Here is a 20,722-nt window from a genome sequence, read left to right as displayed (position 1 = left end):
GTGAAGCAATGAGGAGGTTCATATGCGTTCGATTCTGCTGTGGTTGCTGGGTGTGCCCATCCCCATCATTATTCTGATCGCGCTGTTCTGGAACTGAGCGCGAGCGCATCACCCCCGGCCGGCCGCCGCGCCGGCCGGGTTCAGTCCGCCATTGCCATGCGCGACTTGCCCGCCGACTTCGCCAGATAGAGGGCCCGGTCGGCCGCCTTGAGAATCTCGGCCATATCGTGCCCGTGGCGCGGAATCAGGGCGATGCCCACGCTTCCGCCGATCCGCACGCCGTGTTCGGTGCCCAGATCGAAGGGCTGCGCCACGCGTTGGATCAATTGGTCGGCCAGCTGCGCCGCCTCCCAGCCGTCCACCTCGGGCAGCACCAATACGAATTCATCGCCGCCGATCCGCGCGATCGACGCGTCCGCCGGCGCGAGCTCGGTCAGGCGCGTGCCCACTTCGCGCAACAGCCGGTCTCCGGTGGCGTGGCCATGGGTGTCGTTGACCGACTTGAACCCGTCCAGATCGAGATAAAGCAAGGTGTAGCGCGCCGCATCGTCACGCGCGCGCCGCACCGCCTGGGCCAGCACGCCGCCCAAGCCGAAACGATTGAGCAGTCCCGTGAGGGAGTCCTGACGCGCTAGGCGATCGTTGTCGCGCTCGGCACGCATCGTGGTCACGAGCATGGCGTTGAGCCGGTAGGAGGCCAGCGTCATGCTGAGCAGGAACAGCGGCAGTTGCAGACAGATGATCCACAACTCGGACTGGCCCGAGACCACCGCGACCGTCATGCACGGCCCGAGACTCGTGAAGATCATCACCGCCAGCAGCCGCGGCGCCGCGAAGTTGCGCACACAGATGCCGCCCACCATGGCCGCCGCCGACAGGCAGGCCAGCAGGATCGCGACCCAATCGCCGCTCAGCGCGCTGATGACCGTGCCATAACCCACGCTCACGGCCCACAGCAAGGTCAGGAGCAGATAGAGGTCGGTATAGGTGGGCCCGCCCGTGAGCGCGTTGCGCCGCGCGCGCATGAGCACCGCGCCGCGAATCGCACAACAGAGAAACTCGAACACCACCCACGCAATGAACGCCGGCTCCGGGATGCGCCAGGCCACGATGCTCGCGATCATCAGGCTGTTGATCACGCCGCCCAGGAAAATAGGCAGGGTGCCGAAGAGACCGCCAACGAGATCGACGCGGATGTCATCGGGGACGTCGTCGCCCGCATACACGAGCCAACGGGTCAGGCGCCAGGTCGGCATGCGATAGGTGCTGCTGGCGGGAAACATGCGGACCCGGGCTCCAGGGACGTAGACCGGCAAAGATATACCGAAGTCACGTCCCGCACCACCGCGATCCGCGCCGCCGTGGCGCGCACGCCGCGCCGTTGCGCGTCAGAGCGCGTCGCGCGTTAGCGGCCAGCCCAGCATCAGCGCCAGCCGCCGGCCTTCGCGCACGCGCGCCACGCCATGGCGCATCAGCACCCGGTAGGGGCCGCGCGCGCCTTGCACCGGACGGCCCGCGGCGGCGATCACCGCAAGCCCGCCCTGTGCCAGCGGCACCACGTGCGGCCGCGTCTGCATGCGCGGCCGCTGCTCGGCCAGCACCAGCTCGCCCCCGCTGAAATCCAAGCCGGCACGGTTGAGCAGCACGATGAACAACAGGCCAAAGCCCGCGTCGCCATCCCCCGAGGTCACGACCGGGCAGTCGGTCGACGCGTCGGTGTGGGTCAGCCAGACGTCCGGCGGCGGATGCTTAGCCACACCCTCGCCTTCGAGCGGCCCGGACTGCGCCGGATGCCTTGCCGCGCCGTCGCCTTCGAACGGCGCGGACGTCGCGGGCCGCCACTGCGCGGCCAATGGGGCGAGTCCGCGGCGCAGGGCCTCGATCCTGTCGAGCCACGAGGCGGCAAGCGCGATGCGCCGCGGTTCGGCCGACACGGCGGCGCCAGCGACCAAGGCCTCGCATTCTTGCGGATCGAACGCCTCGGGCCACAGGGCATGGCCGCGTGTCCGCAGACTCTCGGTGAGGGCGTCGAGCCGGGCGCCCGAGGGGCCGGTGTCATTCACTCTCGGCCCCGGCCGATGGCCAGGCGCCTTCCCGGCGCAGCAGTTCCAGCTTGCGCGCCACGCCCCAGCGATAGCCCGACAGACCGCCATCGGTACGCACCACGCGATGGCAAGGGATGGCCACGGCGACCGGGTTGGCGCCGCAGGCCTGTGCCACCGCGCGCACCGCGCCCGGCGCGCCGATGCGGCGCGCGATGTCGGCATAGGTGACCGTCCGGCCGGCAGGGATCTCGCGCAGCGCCTGCCACACGCGCTCTTGAAACGCCGTGCCGCGCACATCGAGCGGCAAGGAGGCGCCCAGGGCGGGCGCCTCGACCAGGCCCACCACGCGCGCCACCACGGTTTCGAATGCGGCGTCCGCGCCGATCAACGCGGCACGGGGAAAGCGATCCTGCAGAGACCGCACCAGCGCGTCCGGGTCATCGCCCAGCTGGATGGCGCAAATGCCCGCCTCGCTCGCGGCCACCAGCAGCGCGCCGAGCGAGCACTGTGCCACCGCGAAACGGATCTCCTGGTTGGCGCCGCCCGCCTTGTAGGCGCGCGGCGTCATGCCCAGCCGCTCTTTCGAGCTGGCGTAGAAGCGGCTGTTGGAATTGAAGCCGCTGGCGTAGATCGCGTCGGTGACGGTGCCCGCGTCGGCGAGCTGCTCGCGGACACGGCGCGCCTGTTGCGCGGCCGCGTAGGCCTTGGGCGTGAGGCCGGTGACGGCCTTGAACACGCGGTGAAAGTGATAGGGGCTCATGCCGGCACGCTGCGCCAGCCGCGCCAGCGAGGGGATCTCGTCGCTCGCGTCGATCAGGCGGCAGGCCTGCGCCACGAGCGCGGCGTGCTGGTGGCCGACCTGGGTCTGGTCGGCCGCGATGTGCCGGCTGGGCCGATAGCCCGCGGCTTCTGCCGCGGCCGGGCTGTCGAAGAACTCCACGTTCTCGCGGCGCGGCAGACGGGCCGCGCTGCTGGGGCGGCCATAAACGCCTGTCGTCTTGACCGCGTACACGAACAGACCATCGGCGCTGCGGTCGCGCGCCACCACGGCGGCCCAGCGTGGATCGTGCGCAAGCGACAGCGGCAGGGGGCCCGCCGCGGGGGGATCGAGTGTGACAGTCATGGTTTTTCCTTTGCGGTTTGCCATGCTTGTCATCCTAGGATGGCGCGGCGGCGCCTTCACTCCGCCTCTTGCGCTTGAATTCGGCGCGTTTTGTCGAGCACCACGCGGAACGTGAAATTCAGGCGCTGACGCCCCAGCTGCGCGTGCCAGCCATCCTTGAGCGTGCTGATGCCATGGAACCGCATGCGGTCGACGCCGCCCCACAGCGCCACGTCGCCATGCCACAGACCCATGCGCTGCACGGGGTCGGTGCGCTTGAGCCCGCCGAACTGAAAGGTGGCGGGCAAGCCCAGCGACACCGACACGATCGGGGCTTCGAGATCACGCTCGTTGCGATCCTGGTGCAGCGTGAGGCGGCTGCCCGGCACATACTGATTGATCAGGCAGGCATCGGGATCGTAATCGGCGAAACCGCATTCGGCGGCCGCGGCGCGCGCGAGCGCCAGCATGCCCGGAGGCAGCGGCGGCCAGGGCCGCTGCGTGAGCGGGTCGCGCGCACTGTAGCGGTAGCCCGCCTCGTCGCTGACCCAGCCGAGCTTGCCGCAGTTGGTCATGGCCACCGACATCGTGTGGCCGCTGGGCGTGACGAGGTGGCGCAACGGCGCCGCCGCGCGCACCTCGTCGAGCTCGGCCAGCACGCGCTCGACATACGGCAGCGCGAAGCCGCGCAGAATGTAGGCGCGCGCCCCGATGGGCTCGGTCACGCCGGTGAGAGTGGATTCGAACAGGTCGAGTGTCATGACGCGAAATCGAAAACGACGCCGACTCAACGGGCATCGTGCAGGATGATGCCGAGGGTGTGGCGCTGGCCACGCATGAGCTCGGCGACCCCATGACGCAGTGTACGCCGGTGCCATCCACGCGCACCGCGCACCGCGCGATCGCGTACGGCGAAAATCAGCGCGTCGCCTTGCGCCAGCGGCAGCACCTCGGCCGTGGCCGGATGGCCGCTGCGCTGTTCGGTCATCACGAACTCGCCGCCGTCGAAATCCCGGCCCGGCGCCGACAGCAACACCGCCATTTGCAGCGGAAACACGTGATCGCCATACAGGTCTTGATGCAGGCAGTTGTAGTCGCCCGGCTCATAACGCAGCAGGAGCGGCGTGGGCCGCGTCTGCCCGGCCTCATGGCAGCGCGCCAGGAACGCCGCGTACGTTTCCGGAAAGGCCGGACCGGCCTCGCGCAGACGCGCGCGCCACTGATTGGCCAGCGGCGCCAGCCGCGCATACAGGATCTCGCGCAGCGCAGGCAGCGGCGCGGGCAAGGGATAGGCGTAGTAGCGGTATTCGCCGCGCCCGAAACCGTGGCGCGCCATCACCACGCGGCTGCGGAACAGCGCGTCGTCGGCGTACGCGGAGGCTGTCCGCGCGCACTCGTCGGCGCTGAACAGCCCCGGCACGATAGCCTTGCCGCGGGCGTCGAGCTCGGCCAGGACGGCGTCCCAGTCGGCGGCGCGCAGGCGGGCCACGGCCGAATCGGCGTCTTCGCCCGATGACCGCGCCGGCGCTGCGAAAAGGAGATCGGCCTGCCTGTGCATGCAATCAGTCTAGCGCCACGGCCGACCCGGCGGCCTCCCGACTCTTGCGCTCGAATTCGGCCGTGGCGCGCGGGACGTGGACAGGGTTGCGAAGGCGGCCCTGGCCTGCCGTGCCCTGCCCGACACGGCATGGCACGGCACGGCACGGCACGGCACGGCATGGCACGGCACGGCACGGCATGGCAAGGCACCGCACCGCACCGCACCGCACCGCACGGCAAGCCTGGCGCGTTATGCTGGCGGTGTCGCCCGTCACGCGCGCCGGCTTTCCGTCTCGCTCCCCTTCGCTTTCGCATGTCCACCTCTTCCGAACCGCCCCCCTCCTGTCCTCCCACGCGCGTGCTCGTCAGCGCCTGTCTGCTCGGCCGTCCGGTGCGATACGACGGCCGCGGCGCGCCGCGCGTGCATCCGGTGCTTGCGCGCTGGCAGGCCGAGGGCCGCGTCGTGGCGATCTGTCCGGAGATGGCGGGCGGCCTGCCCACGCCGCGCCCGCCCGCCGAAATCACGCATGGCGACGGCGGCGCGCGCGTGCTGGACGGACTGGCCCGGGTGATCGACATCACCGGGGCCGATGTCACCACGCCGTTCGTGACCGGGGCGCAGGCGGCGCTGGACGCGGCGCGGCAACACGGCATCACGCTGGCCGTGCTCAAGGAAGGCAGTCCTTCCTGCGGCAGCGGCTACATCTACGACGGATCGTTCAGCGGCCAGCGGCTCGCCGGTCAGGGCGTGACGGCCGCGCTGCTCGCGGCGGCGGGCGTGCGCGTCTTCAGCGAACAAGAATTCGATGCGGCGGATGCCGCGGCGGCCGAAGCCGTGGCGGCCAATGCCGCGGCGGCCGTTGCCGCGGCGGCCGAAGCCGTGGCGGCCAATGCCGTGGCATCCGCCGCCACGGCAATGGCCGCCACGACGGTCGACACCGCCGCCGACATCACGCGCGCGGGCCGCGCCCGGCCCGCCTGAGACACCTGCCTCATATCGTTGCACGGGCAACCATCCGGCGATTTTCTAGGGGACAACCCTGGTTCGCGCAAGATCGCTGAACTAAATCTTCCGGCCGCGATCAAATCTCGTCGCTCGCTTGCCACAAGGGGTCTTGCCGCGCTGACGCGTGTCTGTCCGCCTGTGGCAATATCCCGGCTCAACCCCTTACTGCACTCGCCATGACCGCGCAAAAATCCAAGAACGATACCCAAGTGCCGGCCCTGGAACGGTTTCTCACTTACCGTCTTCACGTCGTCAACAAAATCGCCGATCGCGACAGCGCCCAGGCCTACGCCGAACGCTGCCGTCTGCCCATCGGCGAGGCGCGCTGCCTGGCCGCCATCGGCCGCTACGCCCCGCTTTCCGTCAACGACCTCGCCATCGCGGCCAACCTCAACAAGGGCCAGGCCAGCCGCTGCGCGCAGGCGCTCACCGATGCGGGCCTGGTGCGCAAATCGGTCAGTCCCGAAGACGGCCGTGGCGTGGTGCTCAGCCCCACGGCACGCGGTCTCACGCGCTATCGGCAGATCGCGGCCGTGATGCAGGAACGCAATGACGAAGTGTTCGGCTGTCTTTCCGAGCGCGAGCAAAAGGCGCTGAGCCAGATGCTCGACAAGGTGCTGGCTCACCTCGACACCGCCGACATCGACGAATGATCGGTGCGCCGGCCCACGCGGCCGGCGCCGTCCTCGCCGTCGGGCCCCGCCGCGGGCCCCGGCTGCCCCGCCTCCATAGAACGCTGCGCCCGCGCCGGGCGTAGGTACGCCTGCTCCCGCCCCTGCCTGCCGGCCCGGCTCGGCTCGACACGCCCGCGCATGCCGGTCGTCGCCGGCTCGTCACGCTGCGCCCGTGCACGCTGGCCCCCGCCCTCGCCCGCTCGACTCGCCCCCGTCGTCTCGCCTCCGCCGCCCCCATACTGCGCTGCATCAGAGGGTAAGCCCCGGCTCGCCAGCGGCTCGCGTCTCGCTAAACTTGTCCATATCTCAGACATTTTGTCCATATAGTAGACAGGAGTACCGAGCCGTGCCGATCGAGAAAGCCGACGCTGAACCGATGACCCCGTACCAGTACCCCAATCCGGTGGATGCGCTGCCGGAACTGGTAATCCCCCACGCGATTCCGACCGACGAGCGTCTCTGGGTCCCGCAGGCCGAGAACGTGTGGTTCCGCCCGCTCTGTCTGAACGCCAGCCAGGGCTACTGGATGAACCTGCTGCGCGTGCGCAAGTCCGGGGTGCTCAGCCGCCACCGCCATCCGCAGGCCGTGCATGGCTTCGTGCTCAAGGGCCGCTGGCGTTACCTCGAACACGATTGGGAGGCCGTCGAAGGCAGCTACGTGTACGAGCCGCCCGGCGAGACCCACACGCTGTACGTGCCGCCCGATGTCGAAGAGATGATCACCTACTTCCAGGTGAACGGCGTCATGTACTACACCGACCCCTGGGGCAAGGGCATGGGCTACGAAGACGTGTTCACCAAGATCGACATGTGCCGCAAGCACTTCAGCGACGTGGGCCTGGGCGAAGACTATGTGCGCCAGTTCATCCGCTGAGGCCCCGCCCCGGGTCGGCTACGACTTCGCCGGTCAGGTGGCGGTGGTGACCGGCGGCGCCAACGGCATCGGCGCCGAGGTCGTGCGCCACCTGCGCGCGCATGGCGCGCGGGTCGTGGTGTGGGATCTGCACCCGGCAGAAGCAGCGGTGGCCGAGGCCGCCGCGCTGCGCGTGGACGTGACCGATCGCGCCAGCGTCGGCGCGGCCTGCGCCGACACGCTGCGCCGCCACGGCGCCATCGGCATGCTCGTCAACAGCGCGGGCTACGCCGGACCCACGCTGCCGCTGGATCGGATCGATCCGGAGGTGTGGGACGCGATCGTGCGAGTCAACCTCACCGGCGTGTTCAACGTGTGCCGGGCGGTGGTGCCGGCCATGCGCGAGCGCAACGCCGGCCGCATCGTGAACATCGCTTCGCTCGCCGGCAAGGAGGGCACGCCCAACGCCGCCGCCTACAGCGCGGCCAAGGCCGGCGTGCTGGCGCTCACCAAATCGCTGGGTAAGGAGCTCGCGCTCACCGGCATCCGCGTGAATGCCGTGGCGCCCGCGGCCGTGCAGACCGAATTGCTGGCGCAGATGGCGCCCGAACACGTCCAGACCATGATCGCCAAGAGCCCGATGCAACGGCTCGGCGAAACGCAGGAGGTGGCCGAACTCGTGAGCTGGCTCTGCTCACCGGCCTGCTCGTTCAATACCGGCGCGGTGTTCGACCTGTCCGGAGGACGCGCCACGTACTGAAGCTTCACCTTCCGGACCGTCATACAACCAAAAACCGATCCTCGGAGAGACAATGAAACATCGTGCGTTCCACCGCTATCTCGGCGCCGCGTTGCTCGGCTGTGCCGCCACGCTCGGCCTGGCCGCCGCAGGCCATGCACAGTCCTATCCCGCGCGTCCCATCGAACTGGTCGTGCCGTTCGCGGCGGGCGGCGGCACCGACGCCATGGCGCGGGCGATGTCGGACGCCTCGCGTTCCCACCTGTCGCAGCCGCTGGTGGTGCTCAACAAGCCGGGCGCGGCCGGCGCCATCGGGCTCACCGAAGTCGCCAACGCCAAGGCCGACGGATACAAGCTCGCGCTGGTCACGGCCGACATGGTCATCATTCCGCACCTGAACCTCACCAAGACCACCTACCAGAACTTCACGCCGATCATCCAGCTCAATGCCGATCCGGCGGCGATCACCGTAAACGCCAACTCGCCCTACAACACGGTGGAAGAGTTTCTTGCGGCGGCACGCGCCAAACCGGAATCGATCCAGGTGGGCAACGCCGGCACGGGCTCGATCTGGCATCTGGCCACCGCCGCGCTCGAAGACAAGACCGGCGCGAAGTTCGGCCACATCCCGTTCAATGGCGGCAATCCCGCCGTGCTCGCGCTGCTCGGCGGCCACATCGACGCGGTGTTCGTGAGCCCGGCCGAAGTGATCCAGTACGTGAAGGCGGGCAAGCTCAAGACCCTGGCCGTGATGGCCGACCAGCGCGTGACCGGGTTCGAGAACGTGCCCACGCTCAAGGAACGCAACGTCGACCTGTCGATCGGCACCTGGCGCGGCATCGCGGCGCCCAAGGGCACCCCGCAGCCGGTGCTCGACCAGCTCGGCAAGGCATTCCGCGCCGCCGCCGCTGAGAACAGCCTGAAGCGCTTCATGGCGGAACAGAACCTCGGCTACGTCGTGGCCGACCAGCAGACGTTCACCGCGCTGATGGAGCGTGACAACGCGACGTTCAAGAACCTGATCGACAAGTTCGGCCTGCGCCAGTAAGCGCACGTGCGGGCCGCGGGCCGCTCCGGGCGGGTAGCTCCGGCCGGGTAGCTCCGCGCCGACGGCCCATTGAAGCCATCCCCGCCGCGCCTCGCGCACCCGAAGCCGGAACGCGCGGCGCCTCATCCATCGACATCCTGTTGTAGAGCCCTCATGACATTCCAAGCAGATCTGTTCGCCGGCAAGACAGCGCTCGTCACCGGCGCCACGCAAGGCATCGGCGCCGCCGTGGCCAGCCGGCTGGCGACGCTGGGCGCGCGCACCATCGCGGTCGGCCTGCACTCCGACACCGCCACGCAGGCGGCGGGCGTCGAGGTGCGGCTCGCCGACGTCAGCGTCGCCGCCGACGTGCATCGCATCATGGAAGACCTCGAGACGCTCGACATCGTGGTCAACTGCGCCGGCGTGATCCGGCGCGGCGCGGAGCACGATCCCGATGTGTTCGAGCAGGTCCTCGCCGTCAACCTGACCGGCACGATGCGCGTCTGCAGCGCCGCGCGCGAGCGGCTGGCCCGCCGTGGCGGGTGCATCGTGAACACGGCGTCGATGCTGAGCTTCTTCGGCGGCTCGCTGGTGCCGGCGTATGCCGCGAGCAAGGGCGGCGTGGCGCAGCTCACCAAGTCGCTGGCCCTGGCCTATGCCGCCGACGGCATCCGCGTGAACGCCGTGGCGCCCGGCTGGATCGCCACGCCGCTCACCCAGGCCTTGCAGGAAGACCCCTTGCGCAGCGGCCCGATCCTCGCGCGCACGCCGCTCGGACGCTGGGGCCGCCCCGAAGACGTGGCGGAGGGCGTGGCGTTCCTGTGCACGCCGGCGGCATCGTTCATGACCGGCGTGATCCTGCCCGTGGATGGCGGCTATCTGGTCGCCTGACGGGCATACCCCAAGCGTCGCGCGCGGCGCGATGCGCTACGCTTGGGCCAGATTCGTTTTGTGCCTCGCCCTCAGTCCATGTCCAAGCTACCGTCCCGCGGCGTCGCCGCGGCTGCCACCCCCGTCGCGGGTACCGCGGCGTTCTCCAAGTTCACGCATGTGCTGCAGTCGGTGGCCGACACGCCCGAGCCCATGACCGTGGCCGAACTCGCCAGGCGCTGCGGCTATCCACGGCCCACCGTCTACCGGCTCGTGGCGGCGCTCGTGGCGGAGCGGTTTCTGGTCGAACATCCGCAAACGGGCCGGCTCGGCCTGGGCCCGCGCCTGATCCAGCTCGCCAGCCGCAGCTGGGGCCGCTCGGAGATCCGGCTCGCGGCCGTCGAGGCGCTCAAGCAGCTGCGCGACGTGACGGGCGAAACGGTGCACCTGGCCGTGCCCAACGGCCCGCACATGGTCTACATCGAAAAACTCGAGAGCCCGAGCGCCGTGCAGATGAGTTCGCGCATCGGCACGACGGTGTCGCTGTACTCCACCGCGGTGGGCAAGGCCTGGCTGGCGATGCTCGGCACCGCGGAGTGCGACGCCGTGCTCGCCACCCTGCCCCAGCCGTTCGAGCAACACACGCCCAAGACCGTGCGCGACCTCGCGGCACTCGTGCGCCAGCTGGACACCGTGCGCGCACGCGGCTGGTCGGTGGACGACGAAGAAAACGAGGCGGGCATCTATTGCTTCGGCGCGCCCATTCTCGGCCCCGACGGCGCGCCGGTGGCCGCCATCAGCGTGAGCACGCTGCGCTTTCGGCAAAAGCCGGACCCCGAGGCGGTGTACGTCGCGCCGCTGCTGCAGGCCAGCCGCGCCATCACGCAACGCATCGCGGATACGCCCGCGCTGTCGGGCAAGGGCGTGCTCTAGCCGCGCGGTTCAGCGCATCAGCACCAGCCGTCGCCCCGGCAGGATGGGGTGATCGATCACATCGGCGTCCACCTCGTACACCTCGCGCAGCAAGGCGGACGTGAGCACCTCGGCCGGCGGCCCGGCCGCGAGCAGGCGGCCTTGCGCCAGCATCACCAGCCTGTCGCACCAGCGCGCGGCGAGATTCACGTCGTGCAGGATCACCAGCACGCCGACGCCCTCCTCGTGCGCCAGGCGCGTGGCCACCTGCAGCAGCTCGCCCTGATGGCGAGGATCGAGATTGGAGATGGGCTCGTCCAGAAGCAGATAGCGCGCCTGCCCCGCCTGGCGCCCGGCCCGGCACTGCGCCAGCACACGCGCGAACTGCACGCGCTGCTGCTCGCCGCCCGACAGCGCCAGATAACGGCGCGTCGCATGCTCCGTCATCCCGGCCAGCGCGAGCGCCTGCGTCACCAGGCCATCGACCTCGGCCGGCGTGAGCTCCGGGAACGGGTACGCGCCCATGGCCACGACCTCGGCCACCGGCAGATCGAAGCCCAGGCCGGGCTTTTGCGGCAGCACGGCGCGCAGGCACGCCAGACGCCGAACCCCGAGGTCCTGCAGATCGACGCCGTCGAGCGAGAGCCGGCCCGCGCGCGGCGCCAGCTCACCGGCGAGGGCGCCGAGCAAGGTCGACTTGCCCGCGCCGTTGGCGCCCAGCAATGCCGTGACGGTGCCAGGCGCGATGTCGAGCGTCAGGTCCGACAGCACGTCGCGTCCGCCGCGTGCGAGTACGAGTTGGCTGGCGGCGAGACTCATGCGCGCCCCCGCCCGGTCGCGAGCAACCAGAGAAAGAACGGGCCGCCCACCAGACTGGTGAGCAGGCCGATGGGCAACTCGGCCGGCACGACGAGCACGCGTGCGAGCCAGTCGGCCAGCACCAGCGCGAGCGCGCCGGCGAGCACCGACGCGGGCAACAGCCAGCGATGGTTCGCGCCCAGCGTCATGCGCACCAGATGCGGAACCACGAGCCCGATGAAACCGATGCCCCCGGTCGCGGCCACCAGCGGCCCCACCACCAGCGCGGTGGCGACGATCAATCTGCGACGCACGGCGGCAAGCGCGAAGCCCAGATGCAGCGCCTCGCGCTCGCCCAGCAGCAACGCGTTCATCACGCGCCACTGGGTCAGCATCCAGCCGCCCCACAACAGGGTCCAGGGCGCGAGCAGCGTCAGCATGTCCCATTGCGCCCCCGCCAGGCTGCCCATGCTCCAGAAGGTGAGGCTGCGCAACTGCATGTCGTTGGCATTGAAGGTGAGCAGGCCGATGAAGCTGCCGGCCACGGCGTTGATCGCGATACCGGCCAGGAGCAGACCCGCCACGCCGGGTACGCGGCGGCCGAGGGCATAGGCGCCCGCGGTGGCCGCGAGGCTGCCGGCGAAGGCGGCCACCGCCGTGAGCATGAACCCGCCCGCGCCCAACACGATGGCCGCGACCGCACCCAGCGCGCCGCCGGCCGACACGCCCACGAGCCCGGGCTCGGCCAGCGGATTGCGAAACAGCGCCTGCATGGCCGCGCCGCACAGCGCGAGACCCGCGCCCGCGAGCAGCGCAAACAGCACCCGCGGCAGGCGGATATCGATGAATACGTTGCGCGCGAGACGATCGGCCGGATCGGCCAGGTCGGCGGCGGGGGTGGCGAGCAGGCGGGCGAGCTGGCCCAGCGGGATATCGACCGCGCCATTGGCGGCGGCGAGCAGCGCCGCGATCAGGGTCAGGACGGCCAATGCCGCCAGGATGGCGGGGCCCCGGCCGCGAGGCGCGGGATCGGGCGCCGGGGCGCCGGTCCCGCGTGCGCTCATCGCGCCCGCTCGCGCGACAGGGCGGCCACGCAGGGCGTTTCTTTTAGCTGACGGATCGCGTCGGGCAGGCGCGGGCCATTGCCCAGCGCGAGCAGAGGATCGAGGCCCACCACGCATTGCGATGCGCCCGCCGGCGTGGCGGCCGCGCCCGGAAGCGAGCGCAGCGCGGCGGCGTCCGGGGCCTGGCCGGTGGTCTGCGTCACCACGATGACCGCCGGCGCCAGCGCGCTCAGCGCCTCGGCGGACACCGGCTTGTAGCTTTTCTGGTCGTGCAGCACGTTGTTCAGGCCCGCTTCGCGCAAAAGCAGATCGGCCGCGGTGCCACCGCCCGCGCCCATGTACACGCCGCCATTGCCCAGCAGCAGAAGCGCGGGCGCCTGCGCGGCCGGCAGGCGCGCGGCCGCGTCGAGACGGGTCTGCACGTCGCGCGCGAGCGTCTCGCCCTGGGCCGGGACGTCCAGCGCGGTGGCGATCTGCGTGATGCGTTGCTTGAGCGAGTCGATGCTGGCGCGATCGGAGACGGTCTCGACCTTGATGCCCAGATCGGCGAGCTTTTTCAGCGACGAAGGCGGGCCGGCCTGCTCCGAGGCGAGCACGAGATCCGGCTGCAGAGCCAGTACGCCCTCGACCGGCACCGCTCGGTAGTAACCCACGCGCGGCAGCTTCTGCGCGGCTTCGGGATACATGCTCGACAGGTCATTACCGACCAGACGTTCGCCCTGACCGAGCGCATAGACGATCTCGGTCACGGAACCGCCCAGCGTGACGATGCGCGCCGGGCCCGCGGCCTGGGCCGCGCTCGCCGCCAGAGCGGCTCCCAGCATGAAGGTGAGATGACGAACCAGGCGGACGGCGGGGCGAAGGCGGACAGACATGCGGCGGGTCACTCGTAAGGCGCGAAGAGGCGTAGACCTCATTCTGCCAGCTTGCGTCCGGCTACAGGAATCCCTCGCACCCCGGCCGCCCCTGGCCGCCCCCGGCGGCGCTACGGGCGCTGCGCGCGCTGACGCGGCGGCTTCAGGACGACCGGCGCCCTGGCTGGCGCGGCGCTCGATGCCCGCGCGGCACCGTCAGTGGGAATGGCAGGGCGTCTGCGGCGCCTGCTTGCGGTCTGCGGGCCGGGTGCCGCGGAACAACGTGACGAGCTCGGACCAGCGGAACGGAATCAGCGGCGCACTGCGGCGCAGCGCGTTGCGCTGCTCGAAATGGGGAATGAGTTGGGCGCCAATGCGCGGTTCTTGGTGGGCGGAACGGGACTTCATGGCAAATACCTATTGCTTGAACTATGTATTCATTGTACCGATTTTCGGGGTGTCCTGCTTTCCCCTGTGCCGCGCACGTCACGCTGGCTTGATCTTGCGCAAACGCCTTGATTCCGCAGACGAATCCCTTCACGAGCGACGCGGCGCGCCGCCCGTGGTGCGGCGTCCGGTGTTAACCCTAGCTGGGTCCTCCCGCAGCAACGGTATACAATATTCATAACGCGCCCGATGCTCTGCGTCCGGCGCCAGACGAGCCTGGGAGAGGATGGCCATGCCGACCGTGGTATTTCGCAAGGGCGATGCGGTGCACACCGATGTCGTCAAGGACAACACCAACCTGGTGGTACGGGCCGGGATCAAGCAGTTTCCGTACCCCAACCTCAGCTATCAGTGCGGCATGGGCAAATGCGCCACCTGCGCCTGCCAGGTGCTGCACGGCGCCGAGCACCTGCCCCCGCCCAACTGGAAAGAAAAGAAGCAGCTGGGCGAGCGCGTCGAACAGGGCTGGCGTCTGGCCTGCCAGCTCTGGATCACGCACGACATCGAGCTCGCGCAGCCGGTCCGCACGGGTGCCGCCGCAGGGGCGGGCGTGGGTGTGGGCACGACCTTGCGTACCAGCCCGCCGTCCCCGGCCAAGCCGGCGTCCGGGCCCGCGGGTGGACCTGCCGCCGGGCAGCCGGCGTCCAATGCCGCCCCCCTGAGTGCCGCTCCGGCGAGTGCCGACCCGGCGAGGGCCGCCCCGGCACAGGCCGCCCCGACGAATACCGGCAAGGCCGAGGTCGCTCCGCTCAATGCCGCCCCGGCCAATGCCGACCCGGCCAATGCCGACAACCCGAACAACGCGCCCGACGCTTCCGCCCGCCGCGCCCCCGTACCGGAGACCGCAAAATGTTCGTGATTCTCACCAGCAAGCCCGGCCAGTTTCATACCGAGCCCGGCGAGGGGCTGCGCATCCTCGAGCGCTACGACTACCTCTTTTACGGCCGTTGCCTCGCCCGTTACGACATCGCCGCGCTCGACGCGCCGACGCGCGTGCGCATCGTCGAAGACGCGCCCCCGCACGTGGTCAACCTCGTTCCGAGCAAATTCCTCGAGCACTTCGACACGCTGGACGCCGCGCGCGGCGAACTCGGTCACCTCACCCATTTTGGCAGCATGCAGGCGGAGCTCGTCCGCCGGGAGCAGTGAGCATCACATGGTAGAGATCACCTTCATCAGCAACGGCGGCAAGGTCGTGCAGGCGCCTGAAAACAGCAATCTGCTGCGCGTGTCGCTCAAGGAGCAGGGAGGCATCCCGTTCAAGTGCGGCGGCGGCCTGTGCGGAACCTGCCGCTGCCTCATCGAGCAGGGACTCGAACACACCGACGCGGTCAAACCCAAAGAGCGCAAGCACCTGACCGAGCAAGACCTCGAACAGGGCTACCGCATGGCTTGCCAGACCTTCGTCAACGGCGACATCAAAGTGTCGTGGCAGCCCCGGACGGCGCCACGATGAAGCATCTCAGCGATGCGATGATCGAGGCCGTGCTGACGCCGGAGGACGCGCAGGCCACGCTGGCCGACGCCTTCGGCGCATTCGGCAAGGGCGAGGCCGCCATGCAACGGCGAGTGCGCACCGACGCGGCGGGCGTGAAGCTCTCCACGCTCGGCGCGGTGATCCCCGGGCAGGGCGTGGTGGGCGCCAAGGTCTACACCACGATCGCCGGGCAGTTCGAGTTCGTGATCCTGCTGTTCTCGGCACGCGATGGACGTCCGCTCGCCACGCTCGACGCGGCCGCCCTCACGCGCCGCCGCACGGCCGCGTGCACCGTGCTGGCGGCCGGCAAACTGGCGCCGGCGGCGCCGCGCGTGCTTGGCCTCTTCGGCGCGGGCACGCAGGGGCGCGAACACGTCGCGCAGCTGTGCGCGCGCTTCGCCTTCGAGCAGGTGCTGGTCAATGACCCACACGCCCCGGCCGGGCTCGCGGACACGCTGGCACGGCAATGCGGGGTGCCGGTGGCGCTGGCCGAACCGCGCGCGCTCGCGGCGCAGGCCGACGTGCTCGTCACGGCCTCGCGCGCCACGACGCCGCTGTTCGCGGGCGATGCGCTCAAGGCCGGCGCGTTCGTCGCGGCCATCGGCTCGAGCCTGCCCACCACGCGCGAACTCGATGACCGCGCGCTCATGCGCGCCCGCGCCATCGTGGTCGAATGGCGCGAGCAGACGCTGACGGAAGCCGGGGATCTGGTGCTCGCGGATCCGCGCTGCGGCGTGGCCGACAAGCTGGTGCAGCTCGATGCGGTGCTGGCGGGCGCGGCGGTGCGCCAGTCGCCCGAGGACATCGTGATCTACAAGTCGGTGGGCGTGGGGCTGGAAGATATTGCGCTGGCCGGCCTGGCCTATCGGCGCGCGGCCGAACGCGAGGGCTGGCCGCTGCCCTGATGCCTGGGGAGGGGCGCCCGGCCAGGGGCGCCTGGCTAAGGGCGCCCGGCGAAGGTGCCCGGCCAGCGGCGATCAGCGTGCGGTATGCGGTATTCGACGCGCGGCAAGGACGTATACGGTGCCCGGCGAGCAGCGCCCGGCACGGCGCCGACGGGCATGCAGGCACGCCGCCGCGGACCCGCCGCCGCGCTTCAGGCGGCCGAGGGCTGCGCGTGCTTTTGCGCGTCGGTATAGGCGCGTGCGGCGTTGTGGACGTGCTGCGTGGCGAGCAGGGCGGCGAGCTCGCCGTTGCCCGCGATCACGGCGGCGAGAATCTGCGAATGCTCGTCCCAGTTCTGGCGGGCGCGCAGCATGTTGCTCGGCGCGAACAGCAGCGCCGTGCGATCCCGCAGCGAACGCATCAGATCGGTCAGGACCACATTGCCGGCGATCGTGGCCAGCATCTCGTGGAACTGCGAATTCAGGCCCAGGAACGCCTGCAGATCATCGCCACGTACCGCGTCGGCGCCCTGTGCCAGAAAGGCCTGCAGGCGGGCGACGGTCTTGTCGTCGCGGCGCTGGGCGGCCAGCTTGGCGTTGAGCCCTTCAAGCGTGGCGCGCACTTCGACCATGTCGTAGGCGATCTCGTCGGACAGCACCGCCACCGAGGCGCCGCGGCGCGGCTCGATCGTGACCAGGCCTTCGGCCGCCAGCGCGCGCAAGGCTTCGCGCACCGGAATGCGCGACACCCCCATGTCTTCGGACAGGCGGCCTTCGATCAGGCGATCTCCGGGCGTGAACTCCCCGCTCAGAATGCGCTCGCGCAGGCGGTCGCGGATAACGGCGAACAGCGGCGTGTGCTGATCACCGATCTTCATGGACGAGGCGGAACCACTATCGATGGAGTGCATGCTGTAACCCGGGAGAGCCATGGCGCGTGGTGTGCAGGATGTGCAGAATGAATACTGCATCCATTGTAGACCCCGGGAGGCCGGACGCGGACGAACCGGCCCTCGCCTCAGGCACGCAGCGCGACCTGGCCCAGCACCACCAGCGCGCCACCCGCGCACAGCGCCAGCAGCACGCGGCGCACCGTGCGGGGCGCGAGCCAGGATTTCAGCCGCCCCGATAGCGCGAAGCCCAGCAGCAGGCAGGGCAGCAGGCACAGGCTCAACAGGAACTGCGGCAGCCCGTAGTGGCCGGTCAGATTCAGCATGCCGAGCGAAAACGACGCGCCGATGAACAGGATCACGCCGATCGTGGCGCGCAGCCGCGGCGGCGTCTCGTGCTGCATGATGAGTGCGAGCGGCGGCGCGCCGATGGAGGTCAGGGTGCCCATGATCCCGGAAGCCACCCCGGCGCCGCACAGGTTGCGCGGCGCATAGCGCAGCCGCAGCCCCGCCACGCTGATGGCCACGCCCGCCAGGATCGACAGGGCGAACAGCACCGCGAGCAGGTCCGGGGCGTAGTGCGACATGGCATAGACCGCGAATAGCGTCCCGAGACAGCGGCCGACCAGGGTGTGACCGACCGCGCGCCAATCGATGGCCGAGTGCTCACGGATGGCGCCCAGCAGCGAGATGAAGCCGCCGAGCGTGAGCAGCGGGCCCGGCGCCAGCGGCGGAAAGAACAGCGCCGCCACCGGCGCGGCCAGCATGGCGAAGCCCACGCCCCCGATGCCCTGCGCCACGGCCGCGGCCACCACCACGCCTGCCATCAGCAACAGTTGCCAGACTTGGGGTTGGCCGGCCAGCCAGGGGAGAGTTGTCGTCAACATAATTTGGTATACGGTATGCAATGAATTATGGCGGCCAAGGCCCGGTTGCTCAAAGCCTGGGTAAACCCTGGGAAATGTGGCCGCAAGAGGGCGAAAATGCCGTGGGCGGGCCTAGCGTATTCCCTCAAATGGGCAGATAGCGCTGGTGAGTCGAAACGACAAAATATAGTATACCGTTTAACGCGGCCGATACGGCCCGATTAAAAGGTAAGGGGAAGGTCGCATGCAATCCGAAGTCGTACTCGGCGCCGCGCACTGGCTGTATCTCGCGAGCGTGGCCGCCATCATCCTCACGATGGTTCTGCGCGCCAACGTGGTGGTCCCCTCGGTGATCGGCACGTTTCTGGTGGTGCTGGCCTACACGGGGAATCCGATCAGCGGGCTGGTCGGCATCTTCAACGCCAGCTTTGTCGCCGCGCGCGAGCTGTTCAATATCTTCCTCGTCATCACCTTCATGACCGCGCTGCTCAATGCGCTCAAGGTGCTGCGCGCCGACGTGCGCATGGTGCAGCCGCTGCGCCGCGTGATGACCAACGGCCACGCCTCCTTCCTTATTCTCGCGGCCTGTACCTACGGCCTGTCGCTGTTCTTCTGGCCCACGCCCGCCGTGCCGCTGGTGTGCGCCATCCTGTTGCCCGCCGCCGTGGCCGCCGGCCTGCCTCCGCTGGCGGGCGCCATGGCGATCGCAATCGCCGGCCAGGGCATGGCGCTCTCGTCGGACTACGTGATCGGCGTCGCGCCCGGCATCAGCGCCAAGGCCGCCGGCGCCGCGGTCAGCGCCGCCGTGGTGGCCGACCGCGCGCTGGTGCTGTCGCTCGTGACCGGCGCGATCGCGCTGGTGATGACCTACCTCTTCATGCGGCGCCAGATCGTGCCCGGCAGTCCGGCGCTGCTGTCGGCCTGGCAGGCGCGGGCAACGGGCGGCGCCGCCGAACCGCTCGAGCATGCCGGCACCTTCGACAAGGCCGAGCTCGCGCGCGGAACCAGTCAGCCCGCCGAGCCGCCGCACCGCACCGCTCATCTGGCGCGCTGGTCCAAGGTGTTCGCCATCGTGACGCCGCTCACCTTCATGGGTGTGATCGTGCTGATGGCCGCGCCCAAGGCGCTAGGCGGCATGGCGGAGCTGCGCGGTGGCGATGCCGCGGCGCTGGTAGGCGGGGTGGCGTTCGTGCTCATGATGCTGGCCACGCTGGCCGCGGAAGGACCGCGACGCATGCTCGACGTCTGCCCCGAGCACGTGACCGACGGCTTTGTGTTCGCCTTCAAGGCCATGGGCTCGGTATTGCCGATCGCGGGTTTCTTCTTCGTGGGCGCGGCCGAGACGGCCGGCCCCATTCTGGGCGTGCCCACCGGCACGCATGCGCCGGGGCTGCTGTTCGAGCTGATCAGCGCCTCGCAACACCTGATCCCCGACAACCATCTGCTGGTGGGCTTCGGCGTGCTGCTGGTCGGCATGATCACCGGCATCGACGGATCCGGTTTCGCCGGGCTGCCGCTGACCGGCACCCTGTCCGGCGCCCTGGGGCCGGTGGCCGGGATCGACCCCGCCACGCTCGCGGCGGTGGGGCAGATGGGCGCGGTCTGGACCGGCGGCGGCACCCTCATCGCCTGGTCGTCGCTCATCGCGGTGGCGGGATTCGCGCGGGTGCACGTGCTGGACATGGTGCGCGCGCTGATGCTGCCGGTGGTGCTGGCCCTGTGCGCCTCCACCCTGTTCGCGATGCTGATGTGGGCCTGAGCCGCGCGCGGCTCCGGGTTTATCCCGACAGACCCAAACTGCTTACAGTATACAATATCCACTAATGCAACCAGGCCGCAGGCGAAACCGTGTCGCCTTGCGGTGTCCTCCCCCTGACTGACCCGATTTAGGAGCGAATCATGTCGGAACTGATGACCCGTGAAGAATTTCGCAGTGCCCTGGAAAACGCCATCAAGGGCAAGAGCGCCAATGCGTCGCCCTTCTCGATTGCGTGGGCCGGCGGCCAGCTGAGCCGCGAACACCTGGCGCGCTGGGCAGAAAATCACTACCACTACGTCGGCCCGTTCGCCGACTACCTGGCCTACATCTATGCCCGCACGCCCGACACGTACACCGAGGCCAAGGACTTCCTGCTGGCCAATATGTACGAAGAAGAGATCGGCGGCGACCGCCACACCGATCTGCTGATCCGATTCGCCGAAGCCTGCGGCACCACCCGCGAGCGCGTGACCAGCGCCGACAACATGTCGCCCACCACGCGCGGCCTGCAGAGCTGGTGCTACTCGGTCGCCATGCGCGAAGACCCCATCGTGGCCGTCGCCGGTCTGGTGGTCGGCCTGGAATCCCAGGTGCCGTCGATCTACCGCAAGCAAACCCCGACGCTGCGCGACAAATACGGCTTCACCGATGAAGAGGTCGAGTTCTTCGATCTGCACATCGTGTCCGACGAAATCCACGGCGAGCGTGGCTACCAGATCGTCCTCGAGCACGCCAACACGCCCGAGCTGCAGCAGCGCTGCCTGAAGATCTGCGAAGTGGGCGCGCAGATGCGTCTGCTCTACACGACCGCGCTGTACACCGACTACGTGCAGGGCGACATCACGCTCGACGAACTCAAGCGCGCCGCCTGAGCTTCCCGACGAACCCGCTGGCGGCGCGGTGCGATCCGCGC

22 protein-coding genes and 2 pseudogenes are annotated in these 20,722 nt (G+C 69.7%); 13 read left to right on the top strand and 11 right to left on the bottom strand.

The window, feature by feature from the left end:
- Positions 1-140: 140 nt before the first annotated feature.
- From CEK29_RS01105 to CEK29_RS01085, 5 genes are all read right to left on the bottom strand, one after another.
- Entirely contained in the window at positions 141-1,283 is a 1,143-nt protein-coding gene (locus tag CEK29_RS01105) for a GGDEF domain-containing protein (protein WP_094857120.1), read from the bottom strand.
- A gap of 105 nt (positions 1,284-1,388) precedes the next feature.
- Complete coding sequence (locus tag CEK29_RS01100) at positions 1,389-2,063, bottom strand: 2OG-Fe(II) oxygenase (protein ID WP_255176034.1); 675 nt, start codon at positions 2,061-2,063, stop codon at positions 1,389-1,391.
- Positions 2,056-3,168, bottom strand: coding sequence for a bifunctional DNA-binding transcriptional regulator/O6-methylguanine-DNA methyltransferase Ada (gene ada, locus CEK29_RS01095; RefSeq protein WP_094857119.1), 1,113 nt, complete (start codon positions 3,166-3,168; stop codon positions 2,056-2,058). Before ada ends, CEK29_RS01100 begins: the two co-directional genes overlap by 8 nt.
- Before the next feature lie 56 nt (positions 3,169-3,224).
- Positions 3,225-3,908 (bottom strand): DNA oxidative demethylase AlkB, encoded by a 684-nt coding sequence (gene alkB, locus CEK29_RS01090; protein WP_094857118.1) that lies wholly within the window; start codon positions 3,906-3,908, stop codon positions 3,225-3,227.
- 26 nt (positions 3,909-3,934) lie between these two features.
- Complete coding sequence (locus tag CEK29_RS01085) at positions 3,935-4,705, bottom strand: 2OG-Fe(II) oxygenase (RefSeq protein ID WP_094857117.1); 771 nt, start codon at positions 4,703-4,705, stop codon at positions 3,935-3,937.
- A 294-nt stretch (positions 4,706-4,999) separates the two neighbouring features.
- On the opposite strand from CEK29_RS01085, the pseudogene CEK29_RS01080 reads away from it, so the two are divergent.
- The 7 genes and pseudogenes from CEK29_RS01080 to CEK29_RS01050 all read left to right on the top strand — a co-directional run.
- Positions 5,000-5,512 (top strand): annotated as a pseudogene (locus CEK29_RS01080) (DUF523 domain-containing protein); the annotation flags it as partial.
- A gap of 356 nt (positions 5,513-5,868) precedes the next feature.
- The gene (locus CEK29_RS01075; RefSeq protein WP_094798373.1) at positions 5,869-6,345 is read left to right on the top strand and encodes a MarR family winged helix-turn-helix transcriptional regulator; all 477 of its coding nucleotides are present in this window, start codon (positions 5,869-5,871) and stop codon (positions 6,343-6,345) included.
- Positions 6,346-6,742: 397 nt separating this feature from the next.
- Complete coding sequence (locus tag CEK29_RS01070) at positions 6,743-7,240, top strand: 2,4'-dihydroxyacetophenone dioxygenase family protein (RefSeq protein WP_170948386.1); 498 nt, start codon at positions 6,743-6,745, stop codon at positions 7,238-7,240.
- The gene (locus CEK29_RS01065; protein ID WP_094857115.1) at positions 7,218-7,979 is read left to right on the top strand and encodes an SDR family NAD(P)-dependent oxidoreductase; all 762 of its coding nucleotides are present in this window, start codon (positions 7,218-7,220) and stop codon (positions 7,977-7,979) included. Before CEK29_RS01070 ends, CEK29_RS01065 begins: the two co-directional genes overlap by 23 nt.
- A gap of 52 nt (positions 7,980-8,031) precedes the next feature.
- Positions 8,032-9,006: a tripartite tricarboxylate transporter substrate binding protein gene (locus tag CEK29_RS01060; protein WP_094798371.1), complete on the top strand. Its 975-nt coding sequence runs from the start codon at positions 8,032-8,034 to the stop codon at positions 9,004-9,006.
- A gap of 153 nt (positions 9,007-9,159) precedes the next feature.
- A complete protein-coding gene (locus tag CEK29_RS01055) occupies positions 9,160-9,879 on the top strand; it encodes an SDR family NAD(P)-dependent oxidoreductase (protein ID WP_094857114.1) in 720 nt (239 codons plus the stop codon).
- Between the two features lie 78 nt (positions 9,880-9,957).
- Positions 9,958-10,791 (top strand): IclR family transcriptional regulator, encoded by an 834-nt coding sequence (locus CEK29_RS01050; protein ID WP_094857113.1) that lies wholly within the window; start codon positions 9,958-9,960, stop codon positions 10,789-10,791.
- A 9-nt stretch (positions 10,792-10,800) separates the two neighbouring features.
- Here the strand turns inward: CEK29_RS01050 and CEK29_RS01045 are convergent, their stop codons facing one another.
- The 4 genes from CEK29_RS01045 to CEK29_RS01030 all read right to left on the bottom strand — a co-directional run bounded on the left by CEK29_RS01045 (position 10,801) and on the right by CEK29_RS01030 (position 13,894).
- Positions 10,801-11,589, bottom strand: coding sequence for a heme ABC transporter ATP-binding protein (locus CEK29_RS01045; protein ID WP_094857112.1), 789 nt, complete (start codon positions 11,587-11,589; stop codon positions 10,801-10,803).
- Positions 11,586-12,632, bottom strand: coding sequence for a FecCD family ABC transporter permease (locus CEK29_RS01040; RefSeq protein WP_094857111.1), 1,047 nt, complete (start codon positions 12,630-12,632; stop codon positions 11,586-11,588). The genes CEK29_RS01045 and CEK29_RS01040 overlap by 4 nt, the downstream gene beginning before the upstream one ends.
- Positions 12,629-13,507: a heme/hemin ABC transporter substrate-binding protein gene (locus CEK29_RS01035; protein WP_094798366.1), complete on the bottom strand. Its 879-nt coding sequence runs from the start codon at positions 13,505-13,507 to the stop codon at positions 12,629-12,631. Before CEK29_RS01035 ends, CEK29_RS01040 begins: the two co-directional genes overlap by 4 nt.
- A gap of 195 nt (positions 13,508-13,702) precedes the next feature.
- A complete protein-coding gene (locus CEK29_RS01030) occupies positions 13,703-13,894 on the bottom strand; it encodes a hypothetical protein (RefSeq protein ID WP_094857110.1) in 192 nt (63 codons plus the stop codon).
- Positions 13,895-14,165: 271 nt separating this feature from the next.
- Between CEK29_RS01030 and CEK29_RS01025 the strand changes: the two are divergent.
- The 4 genes and pseudogenes from CEK29_RS01025 to CEK29_RS01010 all read left to right on the top strand — a co-directional run.
- Positions 14,166-14,477, top strand: a pseudogene (locus tag CEK29_RS01025) (2Fe-2S iron-sulfur cluster-binding protein); the annotation flags it as partial.
- 305 nt (positions 14,478-14,782) lie between these two features.
- The gene (locus CEK29_RS01020) at positions 14,783-15,082 is read left to right on the top strand and encodes a ferredoxin (RefSeq protein WP_094798364.1); all 300 of its coding nucleotides are present in this window, start codon (positions 14,783-14,785) and stop codon (positions 15,080-15,082) included.
- 7 nt (positions 15,083-15,089) lie between these two features.
- A complete protein-coding gene (locus CEK29_RS01015) occupies positions 15,090-15,389 on the top strand; it encodes a 2Fe-2S iron-sulfur cluster-binding protein (protein ID WP_094798363.1) in 300 nt (99 codons plus the stop codon).
- Positions 15,386-16,315 (top strand): ornithine cyclodeaminase family protein, encoded by a 930-nt coding sequence (locus CEK29_RS01010; protein WP_094857109.1) that lies wholly within the window; start codon positions 15,386-15,388, stop codon positions 16,313-16,315. The genes CEK29_RS01015 and CEK29_RS01010 overlap by 4 nt, the downstream gene beginning before the upstream one ends.
- Before the next feature lie 191 nt (positions 16,316-16,506).
- Here the strand turns inward: CEK29_RS01010 and CEK29_RS01005 are convergent, their stop codons facing one another.
- On the bottom strand, positions 16,507-17,226 hold the full coding sequence (locus tag CEK29_RS01005) for a GntR family transcriptional regulator (RefSeq protein ID WP_094798361.1): 720 nt from the start codon (positions 17,224-17,226) through the stop codon (positions 16,507-16,509).
- Positions 17,227-17,312: 86 nt separating this feature from the next.
- Complete coding sequence (locus CEK29_RS01000) at positions 17,313-18,071, bottom strand: sulfite exporter TauE/SafE family protein (protein WP_432759216.1); 759 nt, start codon at positions 18,069-18,071, stop codon at positions 17,313-17,315.
- A 223-nt stretch (positions 18,072-18,294) separates the two neighbouring features.
- Between CEK29_RS01000 and CEK29_RS00995 the strand changes: the two genes are divergently transcribed.
- Together CEK29_RS00995 and CEK29_RS00990 are read left to right on the top strand one after the other, a co-directional pair.
- The gene (locus tag CEK29_RS00995; protein WP_094857108.1) at positions 18,295-19,809 is read left to right on the top strand and encodes a hypothetical protein; all 1,515 of its coding nucleotides are present in this window, start codon (positions 18,295-18,297) and stop codon (positions 19,807-19,809) included.
- 140 nt (positions 19,810-19,949) lie between these two features.
- Positions 19,950-20,681 carry a TenA family transcriptional regulator gene (locus tag CEK29_RS00990; protein ID WP_094798358.1) on the top strand — a complete coding sequence of 244 codons (732 nt, stop codon included), beginning with the start codon at positions 19,950-19,952 and terminating at the stop codon, positions 20,679-20,681.
- Positions 20,682-20,722 lie beyond the last annotated feature (41 nt).

It is taken from the genome of Bordetella genomosp. 5 (genome assembly GCF_002261475.1).
Taxonomy (GTDB): Bacteria; Pseudomonadota; Gammaproteobacteria; order Burkholderiales; family Burkholderiaceae_B; genus Bordetella.
The sequence above is the reverse complement of the archived record's forward strand: the minus strand, read 5'-3'. Positions and strand labels throughout refer to the sequence as shown.